Genomic DNA, 26,061 nt, shown 5'->3' on the forward strand with positions numbered 1-26,061 from the left:
GCGTCATGGGGTTATCTACGCACGTAGAGACCCGCTTACCGAAACCGCCTGATGGGCACACCTTCAGGACGCCACGACTCGAGGAGCCTCATGCCCGTCCTCGCCCGGTTCACCGCCGCCGGCCTGCTGGTCACACTCACTGCCTGCGCCAACTCGCCAACCGCACAATCGGCACCGTCAGCGCCTCTCCCGGCGGCAACGCCTACGGCGGCGTCCCCTACGCCGACGATGTCTGCCCAGACCCAGAACCAGCCCGACGCCAAGACCCAGACCCCGACCCCGACTGCCGGGCCGCAGGCGGCCGACGGGAGCAACCTGGCGTCATGCAAGGACGCCGACTGCGAGGTCGAGATCCAGGCCGGCGACCGGCTCATGATCGACGAGCGGTTCGGTGTGCAGCGGCTCACCGTCAGCAACCTCCGCCCGGACGAGGTCGGAATCACGCTCTTGGGCTCCTCCGGTGGGTTGCGGGTTGAGGGGATGAACGTGAGCACCAGCGGCAACTGTGTCAACGGCCGCTGCCGGGACGAGGGCAAGCTGTCCCTGGCCCCCGGCAAACCCGGCCGCATCAATGACATGCGGCTGGAATTGACGCACCTTTCCGGCGACCGCGCCATTCTGCGGCTCACACCGAAATGATCAACGTGCCATCACCTGAGACGTCGATCCCGGCGCCGTCCGCTTGTCACGCCGTCAGATCTCTGGCCTCGCCGCCATGCACGATCAGCGCGTACAGCACCAGGACGTCGATCGCGATCACCGTCAACGACCACCACGGGTTGACGCCGATCCAGGTGAGCTGCGTTATCGCGTTCAGCATGACCAGCACCGCGGCCACGACGCGAGCCCAGGTCTGCCCGACGCAGACCGCTATGCCGGCCAGCAGGAGCACGATCCCGAACGCCAGGTGGAGCCAGCCCCACCCGGACACGTTGAAGAGCAGCAACCGCTGCGCGGTGCGGACGTAGAGATCGCTGTGGATGACCGCGTACAGGCCTGAGATCACGTTGAAGAGCCCGGCCACGATCATCAACATGCCCGCGAACCATACCCAGCCGACCCAGCCGGTGACATGCCTTGCGTGGTACGTCATCAGATCTCCCCTTCGTCTGGGATTCTCCGGTGTTGTTACGGCAGTGATCGCTCATCCGGGAGGGTGGAGACGAGGCTGTCGCCCTGGTCGCCTGCCGGCCGCCGATGGCGGTCCGCAGAATGCCGATCCTCCTTGCGTCAGCCCGTCCACTGGGGCTTGACGGGCCGCTGTGCCGGCGGCTCTTACTGTGACAGGAATGGATGGAGCGACAGGAACATACCTCTGACCACTTCAACTCTGACATCTGCTGGGCAACGCCCGATGCAAGCCGTTGCCAAAATTCCGGCGTGCCCGCGTGTGAAAGTTTCACGGCTGCGCAGTTGCACGGCGTGCGAACGACGCTCCCCTCCCCCACCCCTTCGCCGCCTGTGACCTCGGCCGACTTGCCGTCTCCCGGTGACGTTGCCGATCCGCGGCCATGAGGGGCTCGTCACCTCGGCCCTTTCCACGCTCAGCGGTGCGTGCTTAACTCTGCTCACCGCATCCGGAAAGCGCTTACCAACGCTGGTAAGCGCTTGCGACCTGCAGCAGTCCCACGTCCCCTCGTCATGCGACGAGCCACCTCTACGGAGACGAACGATGCGCATGAAAGCCGTCGTCGCGTGCGCCAGCCTGTTAGCCGGCGCACTCGCCGTACTGTCACCATCGGCCGCGCACGCCGCGCCCACGCGGTACGAGGCCGAAACCTCGCCGGCGGTCTGTACCGGCACCATCGACTCCAACTGGACCGGCTACTCCGGCAGCGGCTTCTGCAACGGCGACAACGCCACCGGCGCCTACGCCCAGCTCACCGTGAACGCCTCCGCCGCCGGCACCGCCACCTTGGGCATCCGGTTCGCCAACGGCACCACCACGACCCGGCCCACCAACCTGATCGTCAACGGGACCACCGTACAGACCCCATCGTTCGAAGGCACCGGCACGTGGTCCACCTGGATCACCAAAACCGTGACCGTCCCGGTGAACGCCGGCAGCAACACCATCCGGTTGAACCCCACCACCGCCGCCGGCCTCCCCAACATCGACTACCTCGGCTTCGAGGCCGGCAGCCAGCCACCGGCGAACGCGTTGTATGTGGCGACCAGCGGCGACGACAGCAACCCTGGGACGCCGGCGTCACCGCTGCGGACGATTCAGCGGGCGGTGGACCTGGCGCAGCCGGGGTACACGATCTTCATTCGTGGTGGCACGTACGCGCCGAGCACGAACATCCAGCTGGTCAAGAGCGGCACGGCGAGCCAGCCGATCACGATGCGCGACTACAACGGTGAGCGGGTCATCATTGACGGCGAGAACATGCCGTACACGCCTGGCGCGGTCGGTTCCACCATCCCCCGCCCTGAGCGAGGCGCCGTCCACATCGAAGGAGAGTACTGGCGGCTGGCCGGGCTGGAGATCATCCACGGTCCATATGGGATCTTCGGTCTGGACACCAGCCACAACGTCTTCGACCGGCTGATCACCAGGGACAACTACGAGTCGGGTCTGCACCTCCAGGGCGCCTCCAGCGACAACCAGATCATCAACCTGGACAGCTACGGCAACCGGGACCCGCGCAAGAACGGCGAAAGCGCCGACGGGGTCGCGATCAAGGAGGGCTCGGGCAGCGGCAACGTGATCCGTGGCGCCCGGCTGTGGAACAACTCCGACGACGGCCTGGACTTCTGGCTCTTCCTCTCCCCGATCACCGTCGAGTCGTCGGTGGCCTGGGGCAACGGGTTCAACCGATGGAACCTGCCCGACTACACCGGTGACGGCAACGGCTTCAAGCTCGGCGGCGGCGACCCGGACCCGCCGGCCGACCACGTCGTCCGCAACTCCATCGCGTTCGACAACGCGGTCGGCGGCTTCATCGACAACGGCAACCCCGGCCGGCTGGCAGCCGGCCGGTGCACCGCGTGGCGCAACGGCGGCACCGGCTTCGACTTCGCCGATTCCGGCTCCACCCTCACCAAGAACCTGTCGGTGGCGAACGGGGCGCAGGTCTCGCTCGGCTCGTCGTCGTCCGGCTCGGGCAACTCGTGGGACATCGGCGGCACGTGGACGTTCGCAAGCACGAACGCGAGCACGATCACCGGACCCCGGGCCGCAGACGGCTCGATCCCGTCCTCTACCTTCCTGCACCCCAGCAACGGGGCGGACGTCGGGGCGCGGATCTGACCAACCCCCTACGGGCGGGACCGGGCCGGGCTCCCGGTCCCGCCACCCAGCCGGCGGGGAAGGGCCCGTCCCCGACAGGTGCCTGCGGGAAGCGCGGGACGGCGTGTCGCGGGGCGTACGTCCGGCCACAACATCCTCCCCCTTCGAGGTGATTGCCGTAATAAGTCGATCGCCTTATATTCGCATGGGTCGGGCTCCCGCACTGGAGGAGGACATATGACTGCTGACGCGATTCCCGATTTCCCGTTCGACCGCCCCACCGCCCTGGAGCCGCCGCCCAAGCTGGCGGAGCTACGAGGGCAGTGCCCAGTGGCGCATGTTCGGCTGCCGAGCGGCGACGTGGCCACGCTGGTGACCAGGTACGACGATGCTCGGGCGGTGATGGCGGACCCGCGCTTCAGCCGCAACCTCGCCAGGGAAGGCGCCGCCCGGCTGTCCACCACCGAAGACGGCGGCCTGTTCAACCGGCCCAAGGACGGCACCGCGGACATCAACGAGGGGCCGGGCCACATGCGGTGGCGGCGGCTGCTCAGCCGCTGGTTCACGGCGCGGAAGATGGAAGTGTGGCGGCCCAGGGTTCAGTCCATGGCCGACGACCTGCTGGACGCCATGCTGGCCAAGGGCTCCCCGGGCAACCTGTCGGCCGCGCTGGCCCTGCCGCTCCCGGTACGGGTCATCTGCGCGCTGGTCGGCGCGCCGAGCGAGGACCAGGACAAGTTCGCGCACTGGTCTCGCACCATGCTGACGCTGACGCGCAACACCCAGGAGGAGGTCGACCAGGCCTACCGGGAGTTCAACGCGTACGTGTCGGACCTGGTCGACCGCAACCGCGCCGACCCCGGCGACGACCTGCTCAGCGAGCTGACCCAGATCTCCGACGCCGAGGACGGCCGGCTCAGCCAGGAAGAGCTCATCACCACCGTACGGGGACTGCTGCTGGCCGGTCACGAGACGACCTCGAACATGATCGCGATCATGGTGGCGATGCTGCTCTCGGACCGGGAGCGCTTCGAGGCCGTGATCGACGACCCCGGCCTGATCCCGGGCACCGTCGAGGAGGTCCTGCGCCTGGACAGCACACTGTCGGCCATCGGCGGGGTGCCCAGGTTCATCACCGAGGACGTCGAACTCGGCGAGGTCACGGTGCCCGCGGGCACCACGCTGATTCCCAACATCCCCTCCGCCAACCGCGACCCGGCCAAGTTCCCCGATCCTGACCGGTTCGACCCGCGACGGCAGAACAGCAGCCAGCACCTCACCTTCGGCGCGGGACCGCACTACTGCCTCGGTCAACCGCTGGCCAGGCTTGAACTCCAGGTCGTGCTGAGCACCCTGACGCAAAGGCTGCCGGGCCTGCGACTACGGGACTCCGCGGACGACTTGCGACTGCGCACCGGCGGGATGTCCGGCGGACTCCAGGACGTATGGGTCATGTGGTGACTCCCTGAGCGCTTGGCCACCGAGATGACGACGGCGGCTGTGCGGCACTGGTCGCCGTCTTCATCCAGGGCAAGGGGGCTCACGGCACCGGCGATAATTGATCGGGGACGGTGCAGAAAGACAAGATCAAGGACCGGTCATGAAAGCCACTACGTCGGTCGCCACGCCGTCTGCCCGCTCGACGCGCGCCAGAGACAAGCTCATGCACACCGCGGAGAGGCTCTACGCCGAACACGGGTTCGCGAACGTGTCGATCAGGATGATCCGTGAGGCGGCCGGCCAGCGTAACAAGTCCGCCGTGCAGTACCACTTCAGCACCCGCGACGAGCTGATCCGGGCGATACTGACCCGCCACGCGGCCGCGATCGACAGGCACCGCATCCCGATGGTGGCCGCGCTGGAGGCGTCGGGCGAGGTGTCGCTCCGGGAATGGATCACCTGTGCCATCGCGCCGAGCATCGAGCACCACATCGAGCTCGGCACGCCGTCCTGGTACGGGCGGTTCCTCGCCCAGGCGGTCGTGGAGCCCTCCTTGCGCGAGCACGCGGACCAGGCGCATATGAGCACGCCCTCGTTCCGCCGCCTGGAACAACTCCGCCCCTCGCGCCGGCAGCACCACGACCGCGAGCTGTCCGCACGGCACGCGACCATGATCCGCCTGCTCATCGTGCACATGTGCGCCGAGCTGGAAGCCGACTTGGCCGATGGCCGGGTCGACCCGGCCATCGCCGAGCAGTCGTGGCGCCGGCTGGGTGAAAACCTGATCACGGCCGTCTGCGGGCTCAGCTCCGCCCTGCTTTCATGACTCCGGCGGGAGCCCATGGCGGCGCCGCACGATCCGCGCCGGCGGCCGGCACGCTCAGACGTGGTCAGGTGACCGATTGGGTGCATGGGTTGAGGAAACGGTGACGCCATCGGGGACGCCGCTGAGGCGGACCCTGATCGACTCCCCGCTGGGCAGCTTCAGGGTGACCTCGTCCCCGTTCACCTGCACCTCCGGCGCGGGTGGCTCCTGCTCGGCCGCTGTGAGCAGGACCAGGCTGACGTACACGGCCGTTCCACCCGGGTGGGCGTCGCAGATCAGGTACGGCGTGGCGGAGTGCCGGCCGAAGGCGTTCACGCCGTGCGCGGTCGCCACGCCGGCCCTGGTGTAGCCGTGCAGGGCGCGTACCACGCTGGTCAGGCCGTCCGGGCGCCGCGCCAGCGCCCAGGTGTCCTGGGAACCGGTGGCGGGCGGCTCGTGTCCGGCGAGCGCGTGGCCGCCGTCGCGTACCTGGTGCCCGGCGGGCGCCGTGACCTGGTGGACGCGTACCTCGGCCGCGACGTCGATCACGGACGCGGTCACCACGCGGACGGGACCGTCCTGGTAGGCCGAGGCGGCGAAGCGTTCCCCGACGGTGAGGGGCTCGATGCGACGCCGCCGGGAGGGGGCTCCCTGCGGTGAGACGACGGCGAGTTGCCCGTCGATCGCCTCCTCGCCGATGTCGGGGCCGGTGTGGCTGGTGTAGGCGAGCCTGAGGTAATGCGGATCCGGGTGCCCTGCCGGATCCTGGACGCGGTCGCGGTCGCTGCCGTGGTTGACCAGCCGGACGACGCCGTCCTGGCGGGTGGCGTGCAGCAGCCAGCCGGGCGCGGGCATCGCCACCACCTGGTCGGCCAGGTCGACGGGCGCGGCCACCTCTGCGTCCGCCCAGACCGGGTGCTGCGCCGGCAGCAGCAGGCCGAGGAAGGCTTTGCTGGCCCAGTACGGCGAGGCGGGGCCGGAGTAGTCCTGTGTGCCGGGCGGGAAGGCGTCGTACCAGCCGCATGTGAGCAGGCCGCGGCTGTCGGGGGCGCCGCGCTCGACGAAGTGGCGCAGCACGCCGCTCGCGATTCGCCTGGTCCGCCCTGGTGGAAGGGGAGAGGCGCCGGTCAGCGCGCCCAGCCACAGCGGCGCGACCGTCGCGAACCGGTAGATCAGCGAGCGTCCTTGGTGCACCGGCCCGCCGTTGGCGGCGAACAGGTGCTGGTAGCGGGCCAGGAAGCGGTGCAGGCGGGCGGCATAGAGCTGCTGGCGGGCGGTGTCGCCGGCCATTCTGGCCCACAGCGACGGATACAGGTGCATCGCCCAGCCGGCGTAGTAGTCGTAGTTCTTCCCCTTGCCGTCGGAGTACCAGCCGTCGCCGACGTACCAGTCCTCGATGCGCTCCAGCCCGCCGATGATCTCCCCCGGCTCGTGCGGCCCGCCCACCTCGGCCAGGAACTGCTCCACCACCACCTGGAACAGCACCCAATTGTTGTCCGGCGTGCGCCGCCCGACGAACCCGGCCAGCCACGCCACCACCCGTTCCTGCTGCGCCGGTGACAGCCGGTCATACAACCAGGGGCGGGTCTCGTGCAGCGCGAGCGCCACGGAGGCGGCTTCCACGAGCGGCTGGGACATGTCGGCCAGGGCCGGCCAGGCGTAGCGGTGCGCGGGGTCGGTGCCGGCCACCAGCCCCGCGGCGTAGCGCTCCAGCAGCGCGGGCGGCACGGCGCCGCCCGCCCCGGCGATGCGGAAGGCCGCGAGCAGGAACGTGCGGGCGAACCCTTCCAGCCCGTCGCTCACGGGGCCCGACCGGCTCGCCCGGCCAGGCAGGCGGAACTGGGCGAAGTCGTCCGTGGCGTACGGGACCACGGAGTCCAGCAGGTGGTCCGCAACGCTCTCCCAGTGAGCGCGGGTCCAGCCGGTGTAGCCGGACAGCTGGGGGTCGAGGGGCGGAAGGCACAGCTGGGACGACATGAAGCGGATACTACGGCATTCACCTCGGCCAGTTCCTCAGCCAAACGACGAACCGTAGTAAGCGGTTTAACACCGTCAGAGTGCCCCAGGGCTTGGCGTCCCGGCCCACACGCTTCGGAGGCGGTGTCTCGCGCGGTCGCGGGCGTAAAAGCGCGGTCGCCGGCGTAAAAGCGCGGGCGCGGGCGTAAGAGCGCGGGCGCCGCGTGACAATCCCGGGGCGCCTCTGCGGCTAGCCGGCCGGCGGTGCTTCTTGCAGGTTGGGGCGGACGGAGTCGCGGACGATGATGTGCGTGCCGATCAGGACGTGCTGGGAGGTGCCGGGCGTCTCGCTTTCCAGGGCCAGCCGCACGGCCGTGCGGCCCAGCTCCTCGTGCGGCACGTGAACCGTGGTGAGGTCGATGTCGGCCGCCGGGGGAAGATCGTCGAAACCGACCAGCGAGACGTCATCGGGAACGCGCAGCCCGCGTTCGCGCAGCGCCGCGCGTGCGCCTGCGGCGATCAGATCGTTCCCGGCGAAGACGGCGGTGAAGTCTCGTGGCCCGGCGTGGAGCCGCTCGCGCATCATGCGGTGGCCCTCCCGCCGATCCATGACGGCGCTGTGGACCTCCAGCCCGGGGTCGTGCGGGACACGGTGCGCGGCCAGTGCCGCGCGGTAGCCGGCGATCCGGCTCTCGGGCGTGGTGTAACCGTCCCGCCGCCCCAGGAACAGGATGCGCTTGTGGCCCGCCGAGAGCAGATGGCTGGTGATGGCGTAGGCGCCGCCGGTGTTGTCGTACTCGACCACGATGGCCGGCACGTCAGGCCCCAGCGGCGGCCGGCCGCACAGGACGAGCTGCGAACCGGCCAGGGCCAGCGCGCGGGCGTAGTCCGCCATGCGCTCGCGATAGGCGTCATCGGCCGGCATGTTCCCGACGAGGATCACGGCTTCGGCGTGCTCCTCGCGCAGCAGCTGGATCGTGGCGAGCTCCCGCTCGGGGTCGCCGCCGGTGGTGCCCACGATGCACAGCCTGCCTTCACGCACGGCCTGGTCCTGCACTCCCTGCGCGACGTGGGCGTAGTGCGGGGAGACGACAGAGGTGACCACGATGGCCACGCTCTTGGGGCGCACGCCTGCCAGCCCGCGAGCGTGGGCGTTCACCACGTAGTCGAGCTCGCGCACCGCGCGCATGACCTTGCTGCGCGTGGCCGGAGCGCTGGGGTAGGTGCCGGACAGGATCCGGGAGACGGTGGCGACCGAGACGCCGGCGTGCTTGGCCACGTCCCGGATCGTCGAGGGGCGAGGCCGTCCGTCTTCGGGCATGGCCCGGCGAGGCATCCGACCTCCCTGCATCCCCGTAACCGCATGTAACCGCTTGAACGGGATGGTGGCGCACGTCATCCCAGCACGTCAAATCCGGTGCGCGGGACCGGTGGGCGGCTGATCGGGGACAGCCGACGCGGCCCGGGCGGATCGTGCTCGGCGGCCACCTTGCGGCGGAACCCGGGGAAATGGATGCTGGGCATGTCGACCTCTCCGGAGGTTCCAGGCATGCGAGCCGACCAGAGATCGCACGAAACCCAGGGCACATCAGGAAACCCGGCGCGGTTCACGGTTGTACGCGACGTCCCTCCCGGCTTGGACGTGCAGACGGTCTCAGGCGCCTCTCCTCCATGTCCCGCTGAGCGGACCGTGTCGCTTGAGCCGACGTCGTGCGCTCATGTCTACTCCGCGAGACCTGGTCCAGCTCCCCACAGCAACCAGCGAGAGGAGCGCAAGGTGCGTCGATGGTATGCGGCACTGGCAGGAGTGACGCTTCTGGCCGCCGCGTGTGGCAGCGAGGCCGGCGGGGGCGGCGGAACGCCGACGATCCGCATGGGATGGGGAATCCCGGCGGAAGAGATCAAGTACGTCATGCAGGCCGACCCGAAGCTGGCTCCCAATCTGGGCACCTGCTACAAGATCGAATGGCACCGGTTCGCGGGGACGGCGCCGCAGGTCCAGGGGCTCGCCGCGGACACTCTCGACGGCGCCACGGTCGGCGGGCTGTCCGTGGCCAACGGCATCGAAAAGGGCGCGGACATCGTCATCACCGGCGGGTTCATCGAGGAACGCTCAGGCAATTTCTCGACCGCTTACATGGCACCTGATGCGGTCAAGACGCTGGCGGATCTCGCCGGCAAGACCGTGTCCACCGCCGGCATCGGCGGCTCCACCGACTACATCCAGGACCACTACATCAAGGAGAAGGCGGGGCTGTCGCCGGACAAGGACTACAAGAAAGTCGAGGTCCCGTTCGGCCAGCAGGTCGAGGGCATCCAAGCGGGGCAGTTCATGATGGGGACCTATCCCCAGCCGTTCTACACCCAGCTGAGCGCCAAGGACGGATACCACACGCTGTTCCGGATCACCGAGGTGATCGATCCCTTCGTGCAGCTGCTGCAGGGATTCCGCCGGGATTTCGCAGAGCAGAACCCCGCGGCGGTGAAGTGCTTCATGGACGACTTCGCGACCGTCGCGAAGTACGTCGCCGATCCGGCCAACCGTGCCGCCGTCATCGCGGCGAGCAGCAAGGCCACGAAGATGCCCGCGGATCTCCTCGAGCGCTTCCTGCTCACCAAGGACGACTACCATCGCCCTTCGGGTGGCGCCGTCAGCGTCGACGCCCTGCAGAAGCAGTGGGATTTCTTCCGCGAGCGCGGCGCCTTCTCCCAGCAGCTGAAGGTCCAGGACCATCTCGTGGACGTGTCGCTCACGGACAAGACCAGTGGCTGAGGTCCACGGCCTGCGCGCGACGACGGCCGGCTCCGTGCCGGCCGTGGCTCCGAAGCTGCAGGCCGAAGGGGTCGGCAAGGTGTTCACCGGGCGGGGCCGCGACCCCGTGACGGCGGTCGGGTCGATCGACCTGGCGGCCGGTCCCGGCGAGTTCGTCTCCATCCTCGGCCCGTCCGGGTGCGGGAAGTCCACGTTCCTCTACATCGCAGGCGGGTTCGTCGAGGCGTCCCACGGGACCGTCCGCTACGACGGCGCGCCCGTCGAAGGTCCCGGGCCCGAGCGGGGCATCGTCTTTCAGGAGTTCGCCCTCTTTCCGTGGAAGACCGTGCTGGGCAACGTCACCTACGGTCTGGCGCGGCAGGGAATGGGGCGGGCGGAACGCAACGAACGCGCCCGCCACCAGCTGGAGATGGTGAACCTCGGCGGCGTCGAGAAGCTCTACCCCAAGGAGCTGTCCGGCGGGATGAAGCAGCGCGTCGCGATCGCCCGCACGCTGGCCACCGATCCCGACGTTCTCCTGATGGACGAGCCGTTCGGCGCGCTGGACGCGCAGACCCGCGCCGTGCTGCAGATCGAGCTGATGAGCATCTGGGAGCGCACCCGCAAGACGGTGCTGTTCGTGACGCACTCCGTCGAGGAGGCCATCTACCTCTCCGACCGGATCTACGTGTTCTCCCACCGCCCGTCCCGGATCAAGGCGGTCATCGACGTCGAGCTGGGACGGCCGCGCGACCGGGAACGGATGCTGGCCGACCCGGCCTACCCGGTGCTGCACCGCAGGATCTGGGAGCTGCTGCGCGAGGACGGGAGCGACGATGACGCTCCCTAGACCATCGGCGGTGTTGCTGCCCTTGACGGGCGTGGCCACGCTGCTGCTCGTGTGGGAGCTCGCACCCCGGTCCGGAGTGGTCCGGGCCACCAGCATCCCGCCGTTCTCGGCGGTGTTCGCCGAAGCCGGTGCGGTGCTGGCCGATCCGGCGTTCCAGTCCGAGATCGGCGGCTCGGCGTTCCGATGGGCGATGGGGTTCGCGATCGCGGTGCTCATCGGGGTGCCCCTGGGCATCGTGATGGCGCGGTATACGCTCTTCCGCCACGCGGTGGAGCCCATCCTGACGATGAGCTATCCGGTACCGAAGGTGGCGCTGATCCTCATCCTGATGCTGTTGTTCGGCGCCGGCACCCTCTCCCGCGTGATCATCGTGGTGATGGCCTCCTTGATCCCCATCGTCATCGCGAGCTTCCACGGCGCCGACGCGGTCGAGCCCCGCCTCATCTGGTCGGCCCGCGGGCTCGGCACGGGCCGGATCGGCACGCTGTTCCGGGTGGTGCTGCCGGCGGCGCTGCCCCAGGTGCTCTCCGGCGTGCGGCTGGCGATCGGGGTGTCGATCTTCGCGCTGATGGCCTCCGAGCTCATGATCCGCCAGTCCGGCATCGGCGCCTATCTGTTCACCTTCTACGATCTCGGCGATTCGCTGCGGGTCTGGGCGACAGCGTCGCTGATCGCGACCGTGGGGTTCCTGCTCGACGCGGCGTACGTCCGCGGATTCAGGTACGGCCTGCGCTGGCTCGAGGGCGAGATCTGATGGCCCGGGCGACGCCGGCGGTTCCCGGGCCGCGGCCGGATGTCCTGAGGGCCGTCCGCTGGCTGGCGGTCCGCGTCTATCCGGTGGCGCTGGTGCTGGCCGTGTGGCAGCTGGCCGCCGGCTCGAAGGTGTTCACCGCCTTCACCCTGCCCTCACCGGAGCGGGTGTGGGACCGGGCGATGACCGGCTGGGAGAGCGGGACGCTGCTCGAGGCGGTCTCGATCACGCTGAGCCGCATCCTTGTCTCCTTCGCCCTGGCGGTGGTCGTCGGCGTGACACTCGGCCTGTTGATGGGGCGGGTGCGTGTGGTGCGTCTCATGGCCCGCCCCATCGTGTCGTTCTTCTTCCCCACCCCCAAAGTCGCCGTCTATCCCGCACTGGTGATCCTTTTCGGGCTGGGCACGGCGTCCAAGGTAGCCATGGGCTTCGCCGAGGCCGTCTTCCCGATCCTGCTGGCAACCACGGCCGCGGCCTCGCAGGTCGAGCCGCGCATGCTGTGGTCGGCCGCCGGGCTCGGCACGTCCGGGACCGGAATCCTGGCGCGGGTCGTGCTGCCGGCCTCGCTTCCGGGGATCCTGACCGGCGCCCGTGTCGGCCTGGTCGGAGCGATCACCGGCGTGTTCGTCGCCGAGCTGATCGTCGCGGCCGACGGCCTCGGTCACACCATGGCGATCGGGTATCGCACACTGAGCACGGCCGACATGTACGTGGCGGTGGTGGCGATCTCTGCCATCGGGTTCGTCTTCGACCGCCTGTTCCTGGTCGTCCGCGCCAGGTTGCTGTTCTGGAGCACGGAGGGTCACCGGTGACGGGAGCACATGTGAGCGAGGAATGGTCTGTGGCGGCGGTCGTCCGCCGGCTGCTGAGCCCTGAGGGGCTGGCCGACCCGTACGCGATCTACCGGGAGATCCGGGCGGCCTCCGACGCGGGCCGGGCCACGGGCCGGTTCCTGTTCCGGTACGCCGATGTGCGGGAGGCGCTCTACGACCGTGAGCTGAGCTCCGACCGGGTGGCGGCCATCCTGCGGCCGCTGCCCGGGCCCGCCAGGGCTCGCGCGGACCTCCTGGAGAAGACGATGCGGGACATCGTCGTCTTCAAGGACCAGCCCGACCATCGCCGGCTGCGCCGTCTGCTCGGCCAGGCGTTCACACCGCGTACGGTCGAGAGCGCCAAACCCGCCATCGCGGAGATGACGGACCGTCTGCTGGACTCCCTGCCCGCGGACGACGTCGTGGACCTCCACCGCGGCCTGACCTACCCGCTCCCGGCGATCGTCGTCGCCGCGTTGCTCGGCATCCCGGAGGCCGACCGGGACGCGTTCCAGTCCTGGGCGCTCGACCTGGTCCTCGTCGTCGGCTCGGGCACGCTCACCCCCGAGCTGGCCGAGCGCGCCACCCGCAGCGCGGCCGAGATGCGCGAGCTCGTCGCCCGGCTCGTGGCCGAGCGCACCGGCAAGCCGGGCTCCGACCTGCTCAGCGCGATGATCGCGGCGACCGACGACGGGGCACGGATCAGCGCCGGCGAGCTGTACGCGAACGCGCTGTTCCTGATGACGGCCGGACACGAGACGGCCACGAACATGCTCAGCAACGGCATACTCGCCCTCCTGCGCCATCCGGAGCAGCTCGACCTGCTGAGCAAGGACCTGTCCCTGCTGGGCTCGGCGACCGAAGAGATGCTCCGCTACGAAGGCCCCGTGCAGATCGCCGCCCGCATCGCCGACCGCGACCGCGAACTGCGCGGACTGGAGCTGCGGGCCGGACAGGCGGTCATCCTCATGCTCGGGGCCGCCAATCGCGACCCGGAGGTCTTCCCCGACCCCGACCGCTTCGACATCACCCGCTCGCCCAACCCGCACGTCGCGTTCTCCCACGGCATGCACTTCTGCCTCGGCGCGGCGCTCGCCCGCGCCGAGATGGAGATCGTCCTTCCCCGGTTGTTCGACCGCTTCCCGAAACTACGGCTCGCTGAGGAGCACATCGAATGGCAGCCGACTCTCGACTTCCGCGGCCCGAACCGGCTGCTGGTGAGGCGATGACGACCATGGCGCACGATCTGGATCCGCTCTTCGCCCCCCGGAGCGTCGCCGTCTACGGGGCGTCGGCCGCCGACCCCGGCAAACTGGGCAACAAACTCCTGGCCAATGCCGCCGACGGGGCGATCCCGGTCGTCTGCGTCCACCCGTCCGCGGGCGAGATCGCCGGTGTGCCAGCGCGTCCGAGCCTTGACCGCCCGGTCGATCTCGCGCTGGTCTCCGTACCTGCCGCCGCGGCGGAGAAGGCCGTGCACGACGCCGTGACCGCCGGAGCGCGCACCGTCGTCGTGCTCTCCTCGGGCTTCGGCGAGGCCGGTCCCGAGGGACGCGCGGCCGAGCAGCGGATCGTCGAGCTGGTCCGTGCGCATGGCGCCCGGCTCGTCGGGCCCAACTGCATGGGCGTGGTGAGCCGCCTCGACGACGGCACGTGGCTGAACGGCTCGTACTTCTGGTCGGTGCCGCGGCGGGCCGGGGCCCTGAGCTTCGTCAGCCAGAGCGGCGCGTTCGGCGGGATGTTCCTGTCGGAGGTGCGCCGCCGTGAGCTCGGCTTCGCCCGCTTCCTCAGCCTGGGCAACTCACCCGACGTGGACGTGACCCATGCGCTCACCTGGCTGGCGTCCGACCCGGAGACACAGGTCATCGGGGTGTTCACCGAAGGGCTGCGGGACGGGCGCGCGTTCGTCGAGGTGGCGCGTTCGATCACCCCGCACAAGCCGGTCGTCGTGCTCAAGGGAGGGCGCGGCGGGGCGGGCGCCCGGGCGGTCGCCGGGCACACCGGATCGCTCGCGGGCAGCGCACGGGCGTACGAGGCGGGCTTCCAGCGGGCCGGGGTCGTATCGGTCGAGGAGTCGGCGGAGTTCTTCGACGTGCTCACGGCCTTCTCGGCACCGTCCTTTTCCGGGCCGTCCTTTTCCGGGCCGTCGCCCCGCAGGCACGGCAGCCGGGTCGCGGTGGTGACGGTCTCGGGCGGACCGGGAGTGCTCGCCGCCGACGCGGCCGAGCGGCACGGTCTCGAGCTGCCGCCGCTGCCGCCGCGGCGGCAGGCCGCCATCCGGGCGCTCGCGCCGGAGTTCGCCGCCCTCGGCAACCCGGTCGATCTCACTCCCCAATGCCCGCCCGCGAACTTCCGTCCCGCGATCCGGGCCGTGTACGAGGAGGACGGCATCGACGGCGTCATCGTGGTCAACTGCGGCCTGGACATCCCCGAGTTCGGAGCGGCCGTCGCCGAGGCGTTCGCGGCGACCCGCAAGCCGACCACGGCCTTTCTGCTGGACGTGGGACGGGTGCGGAAGGCGGTGGCCGGCGCCGGAATCCCCTGCTTCGACCTGCCTGAGTCCGCCGTCCGCGGCTATGCGGCGGGGGTGGCACGATGACTCTGCGACCGCTCAGCGAATGGGAGAGCAAGCGGCTGCTCGGCCCCGCCCTGCCCACCGCGCGGGAGGCCCGTACGACCTCGGCGGCGCAGGCCAGGGCCTTCGCGCGCGACATCGGGGCGCCGGTGGTCGCCAAGGCCTCCGGAGTCGCCCACAAGTCGGACGCCGGGCTCGTACGGCTCGGCCTCGGCCCGGAGGACGCGGCCGCCTGCTGGGCCGAGCTGGCCGCGGCCGGGGACGGCACGGTGCTCGTCGCCGAGCAGTTGCGCGGCGAGCTGGAGCTGATCGTCGGGGGCAGCCGTGACCCGAGCTTCGGGGCGCTCGTGACCGTGGGCCTTGGCGGGGTCGCCACCGAGGTGTTCGATGACGTCGCGGTGCTGCTCGCCCCTCCCGAGGCGGGAGAGCTCGACCGAGCGCTCGGCAGGCTGAGGGGTGCCCGGCTGCTCAACGGCCATCGAGGTGCCCCGCCGGTCGATCGGGCCGGGCTGGCGTTGATCGTCGACCTGGTGGCGGCGCTGCTGGAAGCCGATCCGGACGTCGTGGAGATCGACTGCAATCCCGTGCTCGTACACGACGGCCGTCCGACCGTCCTTGACGCCCTGGTGGTGAAGCGATGACGACCCTTGAACCGCTCGCCGGCCCGAGCCGGCCAGACGCGGCCGCACTCCAGGCGGCGGTCGAACGCGCCTGCGCCGGTTCGGCCTTCCTGCGGGCCAAGTTCGCCGCGGCAGGCGTGCGGCCGGACGAGGATCTGGCTCGTCTCCCGTTCACCACGAAGCAGGAGATCCGGGAGATCCCGTTCCTGGAGTACGCGGCCGTGCCCGCCGAGCGGATCGTGCGCATCCACTCCTCGTCGGGCACGACCGGGCGGCGCACCATCTGCGCGTACACCGCCCGGGACATCGACGACTGGGCGGAGATGTTCGCCCGCTGCTACACCTACGCGGGAGTGACCGCCCGCGATCGCGTCCAGCTGATGGTCGGGTACGGGCTGTGGACGGCAGGCGTCGGCTTCCAGGCCGGGGCCGAGCGGCTCGGAGCGATGACGGTGCCCACCGGGCCCGGCAACACCGAGATGCAGCTGGAGATGATGCGGGAGGTGGGCACCACGGTCTTCGGCGCCACCTCGTCGTTCGCCCTGCTCATCGCCGAACTCGTGGAACAACGGGGCCTGTGTGCGGAGCTGGCGCTGCGCACGGCCCTGGTCGGGTCCGAGCGCTGGGGCGACGCCACCCGTGCCCGTATCGAGGCGCTGCTCGGCGTGGAGACCTTCGACATCTACGGGATGACCGAGCTGTGGGGACCGGGCACGGGCATCGAGTGCGAGCGCCACGACGGCATCCACATATGGAGCGACCACTACCACGTGGAGATCATCGATCCCGAGACCCTCCAGCCGGTGCCGCCCGGCACCGTCGGCGAGGTCGTCGTGACCACGCTGGCCAAGGAGGCCACGCCGCTGATCAGGTACCGGACCCGCGACCTGTCGTACCTGTACGCCGACCCCTGCCCGTGCGGCAGCCCGTACCCCCGCATCGGCCGGATCCAGGGCCGCTCCGACGATCAGGTCAAGGTGCGGGGTGTGATCTTCCTGCCCGCGCAGGTCGATGTCGTGCTGGCCGAGGTGGACGGCGCGGGCTCGGAGTTCCAGGCGCACGTGGAGCGTGACGGGAACGGCCGGGACCTGCTGACGGTCCGGGTCGAGGGCGACGGCAGGCCGGGGCTCGCGGAGGCGCTGCGGCGGCGGCTGCGCGAGAAGATCGGTCTCAGCGTCGACCTGGACCTGGTCGCGGAGGGTACGCTGCCGCGCAGCGAACGCAAGACCCAGCGCGTGTTCGACCACCGGGACCTTTGAGCGAGCCGCGCACGTCCCTGTTTCGACAGGTCCGTCATCCCATCGCCTGGAGGGCGCGGGAGATGCCGAGGCCGGCGGTGTGCAGTGCGCCGCCGAACCTGGCGAGGTTCATCCGGCAGGTGGGCGCCGTGAGAGACAGGGCCCCGACGAGCGTTCCGGGATGGCTGAACACGGGCACGGCCACGCTCATGTAGCCGAGCCGGATCTCTTCGACCTCGACGGCGAGCCTCTCGGCTCTCACCCGTTCCAGTTGGTTCCGCAGCAGCCCGGGCGAGGTGATCGTCTTACGCGTGAGCGGCCGGAGCCCTTGCCTGACGACCTCGGAGAAGAGCGGCGCCGGGGAGAACGCCAGGATCACCTTGCCGGTGGCGGTGCAGTACAGGGGGAGGCGCCCGGCCACCCGGGACTGCTTGTTGAGCCCTCGATGGACGACGAGCTTCTCGACGTACAGCACCTCGAGGCCGTCGTGGATGGCGAAATGGACGGTCTCCTGAGTGGCGAGCAGCAGGTCCTCCATGTACGGCAGGGCCGCCTCGCGCAGGATCCGCTGCCGATGCACCCGCTGGCCGATCTCGAACAGCCGCAGCCCGAGCCGGTAGCCGCGGTTGGTGCGCTCCAGCACCCCCCACTCGACGAGCTCGTGGGCGAGCCGGTGGATCGAGGCCTTGGCCACCCCCGTCCGCCGTACGAGTTCGGCGAGGGAGAGGACGTCGTCCTCGGCGGTGAAGGCTTCGACGATCAGCTGCGTCTTTCTGAGGACGGAGTTCATCCCCCCGGGGTTCAGCCCACCAGGATCCGGGACTGCCGCGAGGGCCGGAGTGACATGGTGGGGTGCGGGGGCGATGGGCATGACCGTCATGACAGAAACCTCGTGATCAGGAGTGAGATCTCCTCGGGGCGATCCTCCATCAACGGAACCATGCCGCCGTCCACTGTCGCCATATCGGCCGTGTTAAATCTGGAGGCCAGGGGCTCCAGGTCGGGAAAGGCGTGCGGGTCGGCAGACGCCCCGACGCACAGCACCGGGCAGCCGATCAGGCCGATCCGGTCCTCCATCCGGTAGCGGCCGACCGCCTGATGGCCCTTCTCCACATCGTCGCCCAGGATCAGCGCGTCGCGGACGAACCGGGTGAGCAGGTCTGGCCGCCCCGGCGGATAGAAGCCCTGGCGGCGCCGCCACAGCTCGGTCAGGTGGTCACCGCCGGGGGCGACCTCCACGAGGTCGATCGGCGGCCGGTCACGGCGCCTGGCGCGCGCCTCGGCGTCGAGGTAGGGGGTGGAGGACAGGACGAGCCGCGTGACGCGGTCTGGCGCCCGCGCGGCCACCTCGATCGCGATCACACCACCGGTGTGGTGACCGACCAGTGCCACCTGTTCCAGGCCCAGGGCGTCGAGGAACTCCACGACCGCCGTCGCGTACGTCTCGATGCTGTGCTCGGCGAGCCGTGCCGAGGCGCCGAATCCGATGGTGTCCATCGCGATCGCCCGGTGGGTCCGGCCGAGCAGCGGCAGCACCTCGCGGTACTCGTCCCAGGAACGCGGCGTCTGGTGCAGCAGGACGACAGGGGCACCCGATCCGCATTCGGCATAGTGCACCTGACCGAACGAGGTGCCGGCGTACCCGAACCGGATGCCGCCGCTCATGGCCGCCGCGCTCCACCAGGGCGACCGGTCAGCCCGTCGGGCGTCGTCATTGGTTGACCCGGTGAACCTGGGTGTTGGTCGTCCGGGCGAACCAACGCCACACCATCGGCAGTGCCACCGCGAGGGCGGCCCCGGCGAGCAGGGTCAGGAGGGTACGTCGCACGATGAGCACTCCCAAGACAGCGCGGGGAACGATGCCCAGATGATGGACCGAAAGCCGCGGTCCGCCTACGGGAACGTCTCGCTCAGCAGAACACGGCCGGGTCCGTCCAGTGGACCGTTCGCCTTGGCCCCTCCCCCATCCGCCGGAAAACATCCGGACATGGAGACCTCACCGGCCCCGCAGGGCAGATACGCCGACGCCGGCGGTGTGAAGTACCACTACGTCGACATGGGCGAGGGCAGGCCCGTGATCTTCCTCCACGGCGGCGGGCCGGGCTGCACCGCATGGTCCGACTTCGGCCCCGTGGCCCCGCTGTTCGCCGGTGACCGCCGCTGTCTCCTGGTCGACATCCTGCAGTACGGCAGGTCGGAGAAGTGCGTCATCACGGGGCCGATGTGGGACTTCCACGCGCGCAAGACCGTCGCGCTCATGGACGCGCTCGACGTCGGCAGGGCCGACTTCGTCTGCAACTCCTGGGGCGGCACCATCGCGCTGAACCTGGCGGCGAAGTATCCCGAACGCGTCCGCTCGTTGGTGATCACTGGCAGCATGCCGGTCTTCTACGGTCCCCTGGCGCCGCTGCCCGAGGGCGCCCGCCGTGGCCGCAACGCCCGTGACGCGTACTACGGCGGCACGGGCCCGTCCTGGGACAAGATGCGCGACCTCATGGCGCGGCTGGAGTGGTACGACCCGGACGCGATACCGGACGAGACGGTCACCATGCGCTACGAGCAGAGCCTGGACCCCGCGGAGACGGCCCTCGCGGCCGCCTCGGACAGTCCGCGCGGGGACTGGCAGGACCTCACCGACGAGCTGGGGCGGATCACCGCGCCGGTGCTGTTCGCGTGGGGAATGCACGACGCCTTCCTGACCCCCGACTACCCACTGATGCTCGCGCGCATGGTGCCGCGTGGCCACCTCTACGTCATGGATCACGCCTCGCACCACCTCCAGGAGGAACGGCCGCATGACTTCCACGCGATCGTCACCGGCTTCCTCGACCAGCGGCACGACTGAACGTCCCGCTCAGCGGGACGCCCCGGTGGGCAACCCGGCGATCGACGACGAATCATTCTGGTCCATCCAGAGTTTCCGACCTGAGGACGGCGTGATGACGGATTCCAGTGCCGGTTCCAGTGGCAGCCGACCCGCCCGGCGGCAGCCCGGCCGGCAGGACTGGTCGACGTGGCCGAACTACGACGCGGCGGCCTCGGGGTTCCGCGGCTATTGGTACCCGGTGACCTGGTCCAGCCACATCACCGGCACGCCGTCGGCGCACACCATCTGCGGTGAGAAGATCGCTCTGGTCCGCGACGACTCTGGAAGTCGCCGAGTCCGCGACGACTCTGGCAGTTGCCGAGTCCGCAACAAAGGCACGGTGTACGCGCTGCACGACCGCTGCCCGCACCGCGGCGTACCGCTGTCGCAGGGCGACCGGCAGTTCCCCGGCACGGTGAGCTGCCCGTACCACGGCTGGACGTTCGACCTGACGAGCGGGCGGCTGTGCGCGGTCATCACCGACGGCCCGGCCTCGCCGATGCGCGGCAAGGTCAGCGTCCAGACGTACTCCGTGGCCGAGCGGCTGGGCATGGTGTGGGTGTACATCCCGATCGCCGGCGAGGCTCCGCATCCGATCGACGAGCAGCTTCCCGAGGAGCTGGTCGGCAACCCGCTCGTTCTCGGCGGCCGGATCGACCCGCGGGCCGGCAACTGGCGCTTCGCCTGTGAGAACGGCTTCGACGAGGGGCATGCGAAATACCTGCACCGGACCTCTCTGTGGCGGCTGTTCAAGCCGATGCCGACGTGGAACGTGACCCGGATCGTCCCTCGGGGCCGGTGGATCTACCGGGTCCAGGACGAGGTGCACTGGGACGCGGACTTCCCCGGCGTGGGGCGCTGGTCGAACAAGCGGTGGTGGAAGATGAGGCCGCCGGAGGGCACGTTCAACATCGGCAACACCGGCGCGCCGAAGAAGACGGACCCGATCATCGAGGCGCAGCGGTTCCCCGGGTTCGCCTCGCTGTCCATGCCGGGTGTGCTGCGCATCGCGTACCCGAAGTTCATCCACTACGAGTTCTACGTGCCGGTCGACAGCGGCCACCACCGGTACGTGGGCGTGATGGTGAACTTCACCGAGGGCTGGTCCACGCTGCGCTTCTACGCGAAGTACCTGGGCGCGATCCGGTGGCTGTTCCACGGGCAGTTCTCCGGCCAGGACGCCTGGATGGTGGACATGACCGACGCCCCGCCGGAGCGGCTGTACCGCCCGGACGTCTCGCTCACCGCCTGGCGTGCCCTCGCCGAGGAGGAGTTCACCAGGAAACTCGCCGCGGCGGGCGAGTCAGCGCCGGGATAGGGCTTCGCGGCGGATCTCCGTGGCCGTCTGGCCGAACTCCGCTCTGAGGGCACGGCCGAGGTGCGTGGGGTCGAGGATGCCCCAGCGGGCCGCGATCTCGCCGGTCGCTCGATTCGCCAGCGCGGGATTGGCGAGGTCACGCTGGACGCGGCGCAGCCGCTCGCGTCTGATCCAGGCCGCGAGGGACATGCCCCGCCCGCTCAGCAGTTTGTGCAGATAGCGCACGGAGATGCCGTGCCGGCGCGCGACGGAGGCCGCGGACAGGGCCGGGTCGGACAGGTTGGCCAGGCAGTGGGCGAGGATGCGGTCGGTCAGGTGGGACGCCGGCTCGTCACGCCGGTCGCCGGCGAAAGCCGAGATGATCAAGGAGATCAGCGCGTCGGCGAAGTGCATGCCCGCGGCGCCGGAGAGCTCGCCGGCGCCTCCGCCGAGCGCGGTGAGACATGCCGACACCACCGATCCGACTCCGGGACCTGGCGGCAACGGAACCGCGCACCGCCGCCCGATCAGCTCGGCGTTGAGCCCGAGCCTCGAGCGCGGTATCGCGATGACGGTGGTGTCGAAGTCGTCCCAGTAGCGCAGCTCGTACGGCCGGGTCGTGTCGTAGGCCACGAGATCACCGGGTTGCAACAGGCATTGCCGGCCGTCCTGCTCCACGCCGGCTCGCCCGCGCCGATGCAGCGCGACCTTGACCAGCTCCGCGTCGGCGGAGCCCATCGTGCGTGCGTCCCGGCGGACCGAGCACGCCGTGCCGGAGATGTGCGTGGCGGGAAGGCCGTTGATGCTCGCGCCGCCGAAGGAGGCATGGAAACCGGCCTCCTTCGGCACCCCGATGCGCAGGGGCACGAAGGCCTGCGACGCGGCGGCCTGGAACTTCTCGAGCCGCTGGTAGTCGTGATCTCTCATGATCCCCCCACAGTCGGGCGGCCGGGTGGAGGCTCAGGAGTCTCGTTGTGCCGTCGATGGCCTGTCAACGCCTCCGTTCCGGTCAGCGATCCGCCGCGCGATGCACGGAATGGCGAGTGCCCGTGCGCATGGTGGCGCCCTCGTCGCCGACCTGCGGCTTTACCTTTGCGGCACGGAACCACGATGGGAAGGGAGCGGCATGGCGACCCCTGAAGCAGCAGAACACGACTATGTGGTCGTGGGGGCTGGCTCGGCAGGCAGTGTCATCACACGCCGGTTGCTCGATCAGGGCTACCGCGTGCATGTGCTCGAAGCCGGTCCCGGTGACGACGATCCGCTGATCAGCACGCCGCAGGCGTGGCCGGCGCTGCTCGGCGGTGAGATGGACTGGGCCATACCGACGGTCCCCCAGAAGCACGCGAACGATCGCTCGATCATCTGGCCGCGCGGCAAGGTCCTGGGCGGCAGCAGTTCGATCAACGGAATGATCTACGTCCGGGGGCATCGCAGCGACTACGACTCCTGGGCCTATGGCGGCTGCCCCGGGTGGGACTGGGAGAGCGTGCTGCCGCTGTTCAAGCGCTCTGAGGACCACGTCGACGGCGCGAGCGAGTGGCATGGCGCCGGTGGCCCGCTGCCGGTCTCCCGCATCGCCGATCCGCATCCGACCGCGCTGGCCTTCATCGAGGCGGCCACCGCCCTCGGCATCCCGCAGACGGACGACTTCAACGGCGAGCAGATGTCCGGCGTCGGCTTCAACCACGTCACCGTCCGCGACGGGAAGCGGATGAGCGCCTGGCAGAGCTTCGTCGCCCCGGTGGCCGGCCTTCCCGGGCTGACCGTGACGACCGGTGCGCACGCGCACCGGGTGCTGTTCGAGGGGGAACGGGCGGTCGGCGTCGAATACTCGGTGGGCGGGACGCTGCACCGTACCCGGGCGGCGGCCGAGGTCGTCCTCTGCGGCGGCGTCATCGGATCCGCGCAGCTGCTCCTGCTCAGCGGCGTCGGCCCGGCCGGGCAGCTCAGGGAGCTCGGCATCGGCGTGCTGGCCGATCTCCCGGGAGTCGGCGAGAACCTGCACGACCACGCGATCGTCTTCAACCTCTACGAGGCGGCCAAGCCGCTGCCCCCAGGTAAGGCGAACCTGCTGGAAGCCCAGCTCTTCGCCAGCACCGACGCCAGGCGCCCCGGGCCCGACCTGCAACCGCTGTTCTTCCACGTGGTGTACCCGGCGGACAGCTATCCCGTGCCCGAGCACGGATACACCATCGCCCCCGGCATCGTACGCCCGCTGTCCCGCGGCACCCTGCGCCTCGCCTCGGCCGACCCCGAGACGTCACCGCTGGTGGACCCCAACATGCTGGCCGAGAGCCACGACCTGGAGGCGCTGGTGGACGCGGTGGAGATGTGCCGCGAGATCGGCGCGTCCTCCTCCTTCGACGAATGGCGCAAGGCCGAGGTGGCGCCGGGACCGGACGCCCGCACCAGGGACGACCTCCGCGAGTTCGTGCGGCGCGCGGTCAGCACGTACCAGCACCAGGTCGGCACGTGCCGCATGGGGCTGGACTCCATGTCCGTGGTCGACCCGAGCTTGCGCGTGCACGGCGTCTCGGGACTCCGGGTCGCGGATGCCTCGATCATGCCGTCGGTCCCATCGGGCAACACCAACGCGCCGTCCATCATGATCGGCGAGAAGGCCTCCGACCTCATCCTCTCCGGCCAGTAGGGAGACATCATGGACATGCCGACGAGTCTGCTGATCGGCGGGGAATGGGTTCCGGCCGCCGACGGAGCCGAGTTCAAGACCTACGACCCGGCGACGGGTGAGCCGCTCGCCGTGGTGGCCGAGGCGGGGCAGGCCGAGGTGGACGCCGCGGTGTCCGCGGCACGTGCCGCGTTCGATCATCCGGAGTGGCGCAGCATGCCCCCGGCGGCGCGAGCGCGGGTGCTCTGGCGGATCGCCGACCTCATCGAACAGCACGCGGACGAGCTCGCCGAGCTGGAGACCCGCGACCAGGGACAGCCGATCGGCATCGCCAAGGGCCTCAACGTGCCGCTGGCCGCGGAGATGTTCCGCTACTACGCCGGCTGGTGCACGAAGATCGAGGGCTCGGTGTCCGCGGTGTCCATCCCCGGCACGATGCACTACACGCGGCGCGAGCCGATCGGCGTGTGCGCCCTGATCACCCCGTGGAACCTGCCGCTCGCGATCGCGGCATGGAAGCTCGCGCCCGCGCTCGCCTGCGGCAACACCGTGATTCTCAAACCGGCCGAGCAGACGCCTCTGACCACGGTGTTCCTGGCGCGGCTCTGCATGGAGGCAGGCGTGCCCGCCGGGGTGGTCAACTGCCTGACCGGCGGCCCGGTGACGGGCAAGGCGCTGACCGAGCATCCGGACGTGGACAAGGTGTCCTTCACCGGTTCCACGGAGGTCGGCAAGCTGATCGTGGCCGCCGCTGCGGGCAATCTCAAGCGGCTCAGCCTGGAGCTCGGTGGCAAGGCGCCCAGCATCGTGGCCCGGGACGCCGACATCGACGCCGCCGTCGCCGGCAACCTGCAAGGGGCGCTGCTCAACAGCGGCCAGGTCTGCGCTGCCTACACCCGCTTCTACGTGGACGAACGCCGCGTGGACGAGTTCACCGAGAAGATCGCCGCGGCGGCGGCGAGCCTGCCGCTGGGGCCCGGCCTCGCTCCGGAGACGGTCATAGGCCCGCTCGTTTCCCAAGAGCAGGTCGACCGGGTGGCCCACTACGTGCGGCTCGGCGTCGAGCAGGGGGCCGAGCTGGTGACCGGTGGACGGCGGCCGGACGGCGACCTCGCGGCCGGGTATTTCTTCCAGCCGACCGTCTTCGGCGGGGTCAGGGACGACATGGTGATCGCGCGGGAGGAGATCTTCGGCCCGGTGCTGTCGATCCTGTCCTATGAGGATCCCGAGGAGCTCGTGGGCCGGGCGAACGACACGGAGTACGGGCTGGCCGCCTGCGTGTGGACCAAGAATCTGGCCACAGCGCACTCCCTCGCCGCCTCCATCCGGGCCGGCAGCGTTTATGTGAACATGCTGCCGTTCCTGGATCCTGCCGCGCCGTGGGGCGGGTTCGGGGCCAGCGGATGGGGACGCGAGATGAGCTCGGCGGCGATCGGCGAGTTCACCGAGACGAAGGGCGTCTGGATCAACCTCGGCTGACCGGCCCGGGGGACATCGGCACCGACCTGCTGGTCAAGCTGCTGCGCAGCTCGCTCATCGGCGAGCTCACTTGAAGCGGCGTAGCCGCAGGCTGTTGCTCACCACGAACACGCTGGAGAACGCCATCGCCGCGCCCGCGATCATCGGGTTGAGCAGGCCGAGCGCGGCCAGCGGCAGGGCGGCCACGTTGTAGGCGAACGCCCAGAACAGGTTCCCCTTGATCGTGCTGAGCGTCCTGCGGGAGAGCCGGATGGCATCAGCGGCCACCCGCAGGTCACCCCGGACCAACGTGAGATCGCTCGCCTCGATGGCGGCGTCGGTGCCGGTGCCCATCGCCAGCCCCAGATCGGCCTGAGCCAGCGCGGCGGCGTCGTTGACCCCGTCGCCCACCATGGCCACCACCCGGCCCTCGCTCTGCAACCCCTTCACGACATCGACCTTGTCCGCGGGCAGCACCTCGGCGATCACCTCATCGATGCCCACCTCGGCGGCCACCGTCTTAGCCACCGCCTCGTTGTCGCCGGTCAGCAGCACCGGGGTGAGACCGAGGGCACGCAGCCGCGTGATGGCCTCCTTACTGGTCGCCTTGACCACGTCGGCCACCACCAGCACCGCCCGCGCCTGGCCGTCCCAGCCCACCGCCACCGCGGTCCGACCGGCGGCCTGAGCCGCGTGCAGCGCCCGCTCCAGGCCGGGGGTCAGGTGCTGCGACCATTCGGCCAGCAGCCGGGGCCGGCCGACCAGAACCGCGTGCCC

The 26,061-nt window shown here is 70.1% G+C and carries 24 protein-coding genes; 16 read left to right on the forward strand and 8 right to left on the reverse strand.

The window, feature by feature from the left end:
* Nucleotides 1-228: 228 nt before the first annotated feature.
* Nucleotides 229-639 (forward strand): hypothetical protein, encoded by a 411-nt coding sequence (locus tag EJK15_RS16385; RefSeq protein ID WP_138711283.1) that lies wholly within the window; start codon nucleotides 229-231, stop codon nucleotides 637-639.
* A gap of 46 nt (nucleotides 640-685) precedes the next feature.
* On the opposite strand, the gene EJK15_RS16390 is transcribed toward EJK15_RS16385, so the two are convergent.
* The gene (locus EJK15_RS16390) at nucleotides 686-1,093 is read right to left on the reverse strand and encodes a DUF7144 family membrane protein (protein ID WP_240777013.1); all 408 of its coding nucleotides are present in this window, start codon (nucleotides 1,091-1,093) and stop codon (nucleotides 686-688) included.
* Between the two features lie 579 nt (nucleotides 1,094-1,672).
* On the opposite strand from EJK15_RS16390, the gene EJK15_RS16395 reads away from it, so the two are divergent.
* The 3 genes from EJK15_RS16395 (at nucleotide 1,673) to EJK15_RS16405 (ending at nucleotide 5,498) form a co-directional block, all read left to right on the forward strand.
* Nucleotides 1,673-3,253: a right-handed parallel beta-helix repeat-containing protein gene (locus tag EJK15_RS16395; protein ID WP_206060894.1), complete on the forward strand. Its 1,581-nt coding sequence runs from the start codon at nucleotides 1,673-1,675 to the stop codon at nucleotides 3,251-3,253.
* 216 nt (nucleotides 3,254-3,469) lie between these two features.
* Entirely contained in the window at nucleotides 3,470-4,693 is a 1,224-nt protein-coding gene (locus tag EJK15_RS16400) for a cytochrome P450 (protein WP_138711285.1), read from the forward strand.
* Nucleotides 4,694-4,832: 139 nt separating this feature from the next.
* The gene (locus EJK15_RS16405) at nucleotides 4,833-5,498 is read left to right on the forward strand and encodes a TetR/AcrR family transcriptional regulator (RefSeq protein ID WP_138711286.1); all 666 of its coding nucleotides are present in this window, start codon (nucleotides 4,833-4,835) and stop codon (nucleotides 5,496-5,498) included.
* 54 nt (nucleotides 5,499-5,552) lie between these two features.
* On the opposite strand, the gene EJK15_RS76300 is transcribed toward EJK15_RS16405, so the two are convergent.
* The 3 genes from EJK15_RS76300 to EJK15_RS76305 all read right to left on the reverse strand — a co-directional run bounded on the left by EJK15_RS76300 (nucleotide 5,553) and on the right by EJK15_RS76305 (nucleotide 8,957).
* Nucleotides 5,553-7,454, reverse strand: coding sequence for a DUF2264 domain-containing protein (locus EJK15_RS76300; RefSeq protein ID WP_138711287.1), 1,902 nt, complete (start codon nucleotides 7,452-7,454; stop codon nucleotides 5,553-5,555).
* Nucleotides 7,455-7,683: 229 nt separating this feature from the next.
* Nucleotides 7,684-8,712, reverse strand: coding sequence for a LacI family DNA-binding transcriptional regulator (locus EJK15_RS16415; protein WP_206060895.1), 1,029 nt, complete (start codon nucleotides 8,710-8,712; stop codon nucleotides 7,684-7,686).
* Between the two features lie 116 nt (nucleotides 8,713-8,828).
* Nucleotides 8,829-8,957, reverse strand: coding sequence for a hypothetical protein (locus EJK15_RS76305; RefSeq protein ID WP_276615397.1), 129 nt, complete (start codon nucleotides 8,955-8,957; stop codon nucleotides 8,829-8,831).
* Nucleotides 8,958-9,210: 253 nt separating this feature from the next.
* On the opposite strand from EJK15_RS76305, the gene EJK15_RS16420 reads away from it, so the two are divergent.
* The 8 genes from EJK15_RS16420 to EJK15_RS16455 are packed head-to-tail and all read left to right on the forward strand — an operon-like array spanning nucleotide 9,211 to nucleotide 17,052.
* Nucleotides 9,211-10,206: an ABC transporter substrate-binding protein gene (locus EJK15_RS16420; RefSeq protein ID WP_171074344.1), complete on the forward strand. Its 996-nt coding sequence runs from the start codon at nucleotides 9,211-9,213 to the stop codon at nucleotides 10,204-10,206.
* Nucleotides 10,199-11,035 carry an ABC transporter ATP-binding protein gene (locus EJK15_RS16425; protein ID WP_138711290.1) on the forward strand — a complete coding sequence of 279 codons (837 nt, stop codon included), beginning with the start codon at nucleotides 10,199-10,201 and terminating at the stop codon, nucleotides 11,033-11,035. The genes EJK15_RS16420 and EJK15_RS16425 overlap by 8 nt, the downstream gene beginning before the upstream one ends.
* Nucleotides 11,022-11,789, forward strand: a complete 768-nt coding sequence (locus EJK15_RS16430) for an ABC transporter permease (protein ID WP_138711291.1) — start codon at nucleotides 11,022-11,024, stop codon at nucleotides 11,787-11,789. Before EJK15_RS16425 ends, EJK15_RS16430 begins: the two co-directional genes overlap by 14 nt.
* Entirely contained in the window at nucleotides 11,789-12,598 is an 810-nt protein-coding gene (locus tag EJK15_RS16435; protein ID WP_138711292.1) for an ABC transporter permease, read from the forward strand. The genes EJK15_RS16430 and EJK15_RS16435 overlap by 1 nt, the downstream gene beginning before the upstream one ends.
* An 11-nt stretch (nucleotides 12,599-12,609) precedes the next feature.
* Nucleotides 12,610-13,827, forward strand: a complete 1,218-nt coding sequence (locus EJK15_RS16440) for a cytochrome P450 (RefSeq protein WP_138711293.1) — start codon at nucleotides 12,610-12,612, stop codon at nucleotides 13,825-13,827.
* Nucleotides 13,824-15,197, forward strand: a complete 1,374-nt coding sequence (locus EJK15_RS16445; protein ID WP_171074345.1) for an acetate--CoA ligase family protein — start codon at nucleotides 13,824-13,826, stop codon at nucleotides 15,195-15,197. Before EJK15_RS16440 ends, EJK15_RS16445 begins: the two co-directional genes overlap by 4 nt.
* Complete coding sequence (locus tag EJK15_RS16450; RefSeq protein ID WP_138711295.1) at nucleotides 15,194-15,814, forward strand: acetate--CoA ligase family protein; 621 nt, start codon at nucleotides 15,194-15,196, stop codon at nucleotides 15,812-15,814. The genes EJK15_RS16445 and EJK15_RS16450 overlap by 4 nt, the downstream gene beginning before the upstream one ends.
* A complete protein-coding gene (locus EJK15_RS16455) occupies nucleotides 15,811-17,052 on the forward strand; it encodes a phenylacetate--CoA ligase family protein (protein WP_138711296.1) in 1,242 nt (413 codons plus the stop codon). Before EJK15_RS16450 ends, EJK15_RS16455 begins: the two co-directional genes overlap by 4 nt.
* A 34-nt stretch (nucleotides 17,053-17,086) precedes the next feature.
* Here EJK15_RS16455 and EJK15_RS16460 read toward each other — a convergent pair whose 3' ends face one another.
* The gene (locus tag EJK15_RS16460; protein WP_138711297.1) at nucleotides 17,087-17,911 is read right to left on the reverse strand and encodes an IclR family transcriptional regulator; all 825 of its coding nucleotides are present in this window, start codon (nucleotides 17,909-17,911) and stop codon (nucleotides 17,087-17,089) included.
* Nucleotides 17,908-18,696, reverse strand: a complete 789-nt coding sequence (locus tag EJK15_RS16465) for an alpha/beta fold hydrolase (protein WP_138711298.1) — start codon at nucleotides 18,694-18,696, stop codon at nucleotides 17,908-17,910. The genes EJK15_RS16460 and EJK15_RS16465 overlap by 4 nt, the downstream gene beginning before the upstream one ends.
* A gap of 322 nt (nucleotides 18,697-19,018) precedes the next feature.
* On the opposite strand from EJK15_RS16465, the gene EJK15_RS16470 reads away from it, so the two are divergent.
* Together EJK15_RS16470 and EJK15_RS16475 are read left to right on the forward strand one after the other, a co-directional pair.
* Nucleotides 19,019-19,876 (forward strand): alpha/beta fold hydrolase, encoded by an 858-nt coding sequence (locus EJK15_RS16470; RefSeq protein ID WP_138711299.1) that lies wholly within the window; start codon nucleotides 19,019-19,021, stop codon nucleotides 19,874-19,876.
* Nucleotides 19,877-19,970: 94 nt separating this feature from the next.
* Nucleotides 19,971-21,215 carry an aromatic ring-hydroxylating oxygenase subunit alpha gene (locus EJK15_RS16475; protein WP_138711300.1) on the forward strand — a complete coding sequence of 415 codons (1,245 nt, stop codon included), beginning with the start codon at nucleotides 19,971-19,973 and terminating at the stop codon, nucleotides 21,213-21,215.
* Here EJK15_RS16475 and EJK15_RS16480 read toward each other — a convergent pair.
* On the reverse strand, nucleotides 21,201-22,121 hold the full coding sequence (locus EJK15_RS16480; RefSeq protein ID WP_138711301.1) for an AraC-like ligand-binding domain-containing protein: 921 nt from the start codon (nucleotides 22,119-22,121) through the stop codon (nucleotides 21,201-21,203). The two genes, EJK15_RS16475 and EJK15_RS16480, sit on opposite strands and share 15 nt — an antisense overlap.
* Before the next feature lie 199 nt (nucleotides 22,122-22,320).
* Here EJK15_RS16480 and EJK15_RS16485 point away from each other — a divergent pair, with 199 nt between their 5' ends.
* Together EJK15_RS16485 and EJK15_RS16490 are read left to right on the forward strand one after the other, a co-directional pair.
* Entirely contained in the window at nucleotides 22,321-23,847 is a 1,527-nt protein-coding gene (locus EJK15_RS16485) for a GMC family oxidoreductase (RefSeq protein WP_138711302.1), read from the forward strand.
* A 9-nt stretch (nucleotides 23,848-23,856) separates the two neighbouring features.
* Nucleotides 23,857-25,305, forward strand: coding sequence for an aldehyde dehydrogenase family protein (locus tag EJK15_RS16490; RefSeq protein WP_240777014.1), 1,449 nt, complete (start codon nucleotides 23,857-23,859; stop codon nucleotides 25,303-25,305).
* A 66-nt stretch (nucleotides 25,306-25,371) separates the two neighbouring features.
* Here the strand turns inward: EJK15_RS16490 and EJK15_RS16495 are convergent.
* On the reverse strand, nucleotides 25,372-26,061 hold a 690-nt coding region (locus EJK15_RS16495), incomplete at its 5' end, for an HAD-IC family P-type ATPase (RefSeq protein ID WP_138711303.1).

Origin of the sequence: Nonomuraea basaltis (assembly GCF_005893125.1) — a bacterium.
Taxonomy (GTDB): domain Bacteria; phylum Actinomycetota; class Actinomycetes; order Streptosporangiales; family Streptosporangiaceae; genus Nonomuraea; species Nonomuraea basaltis.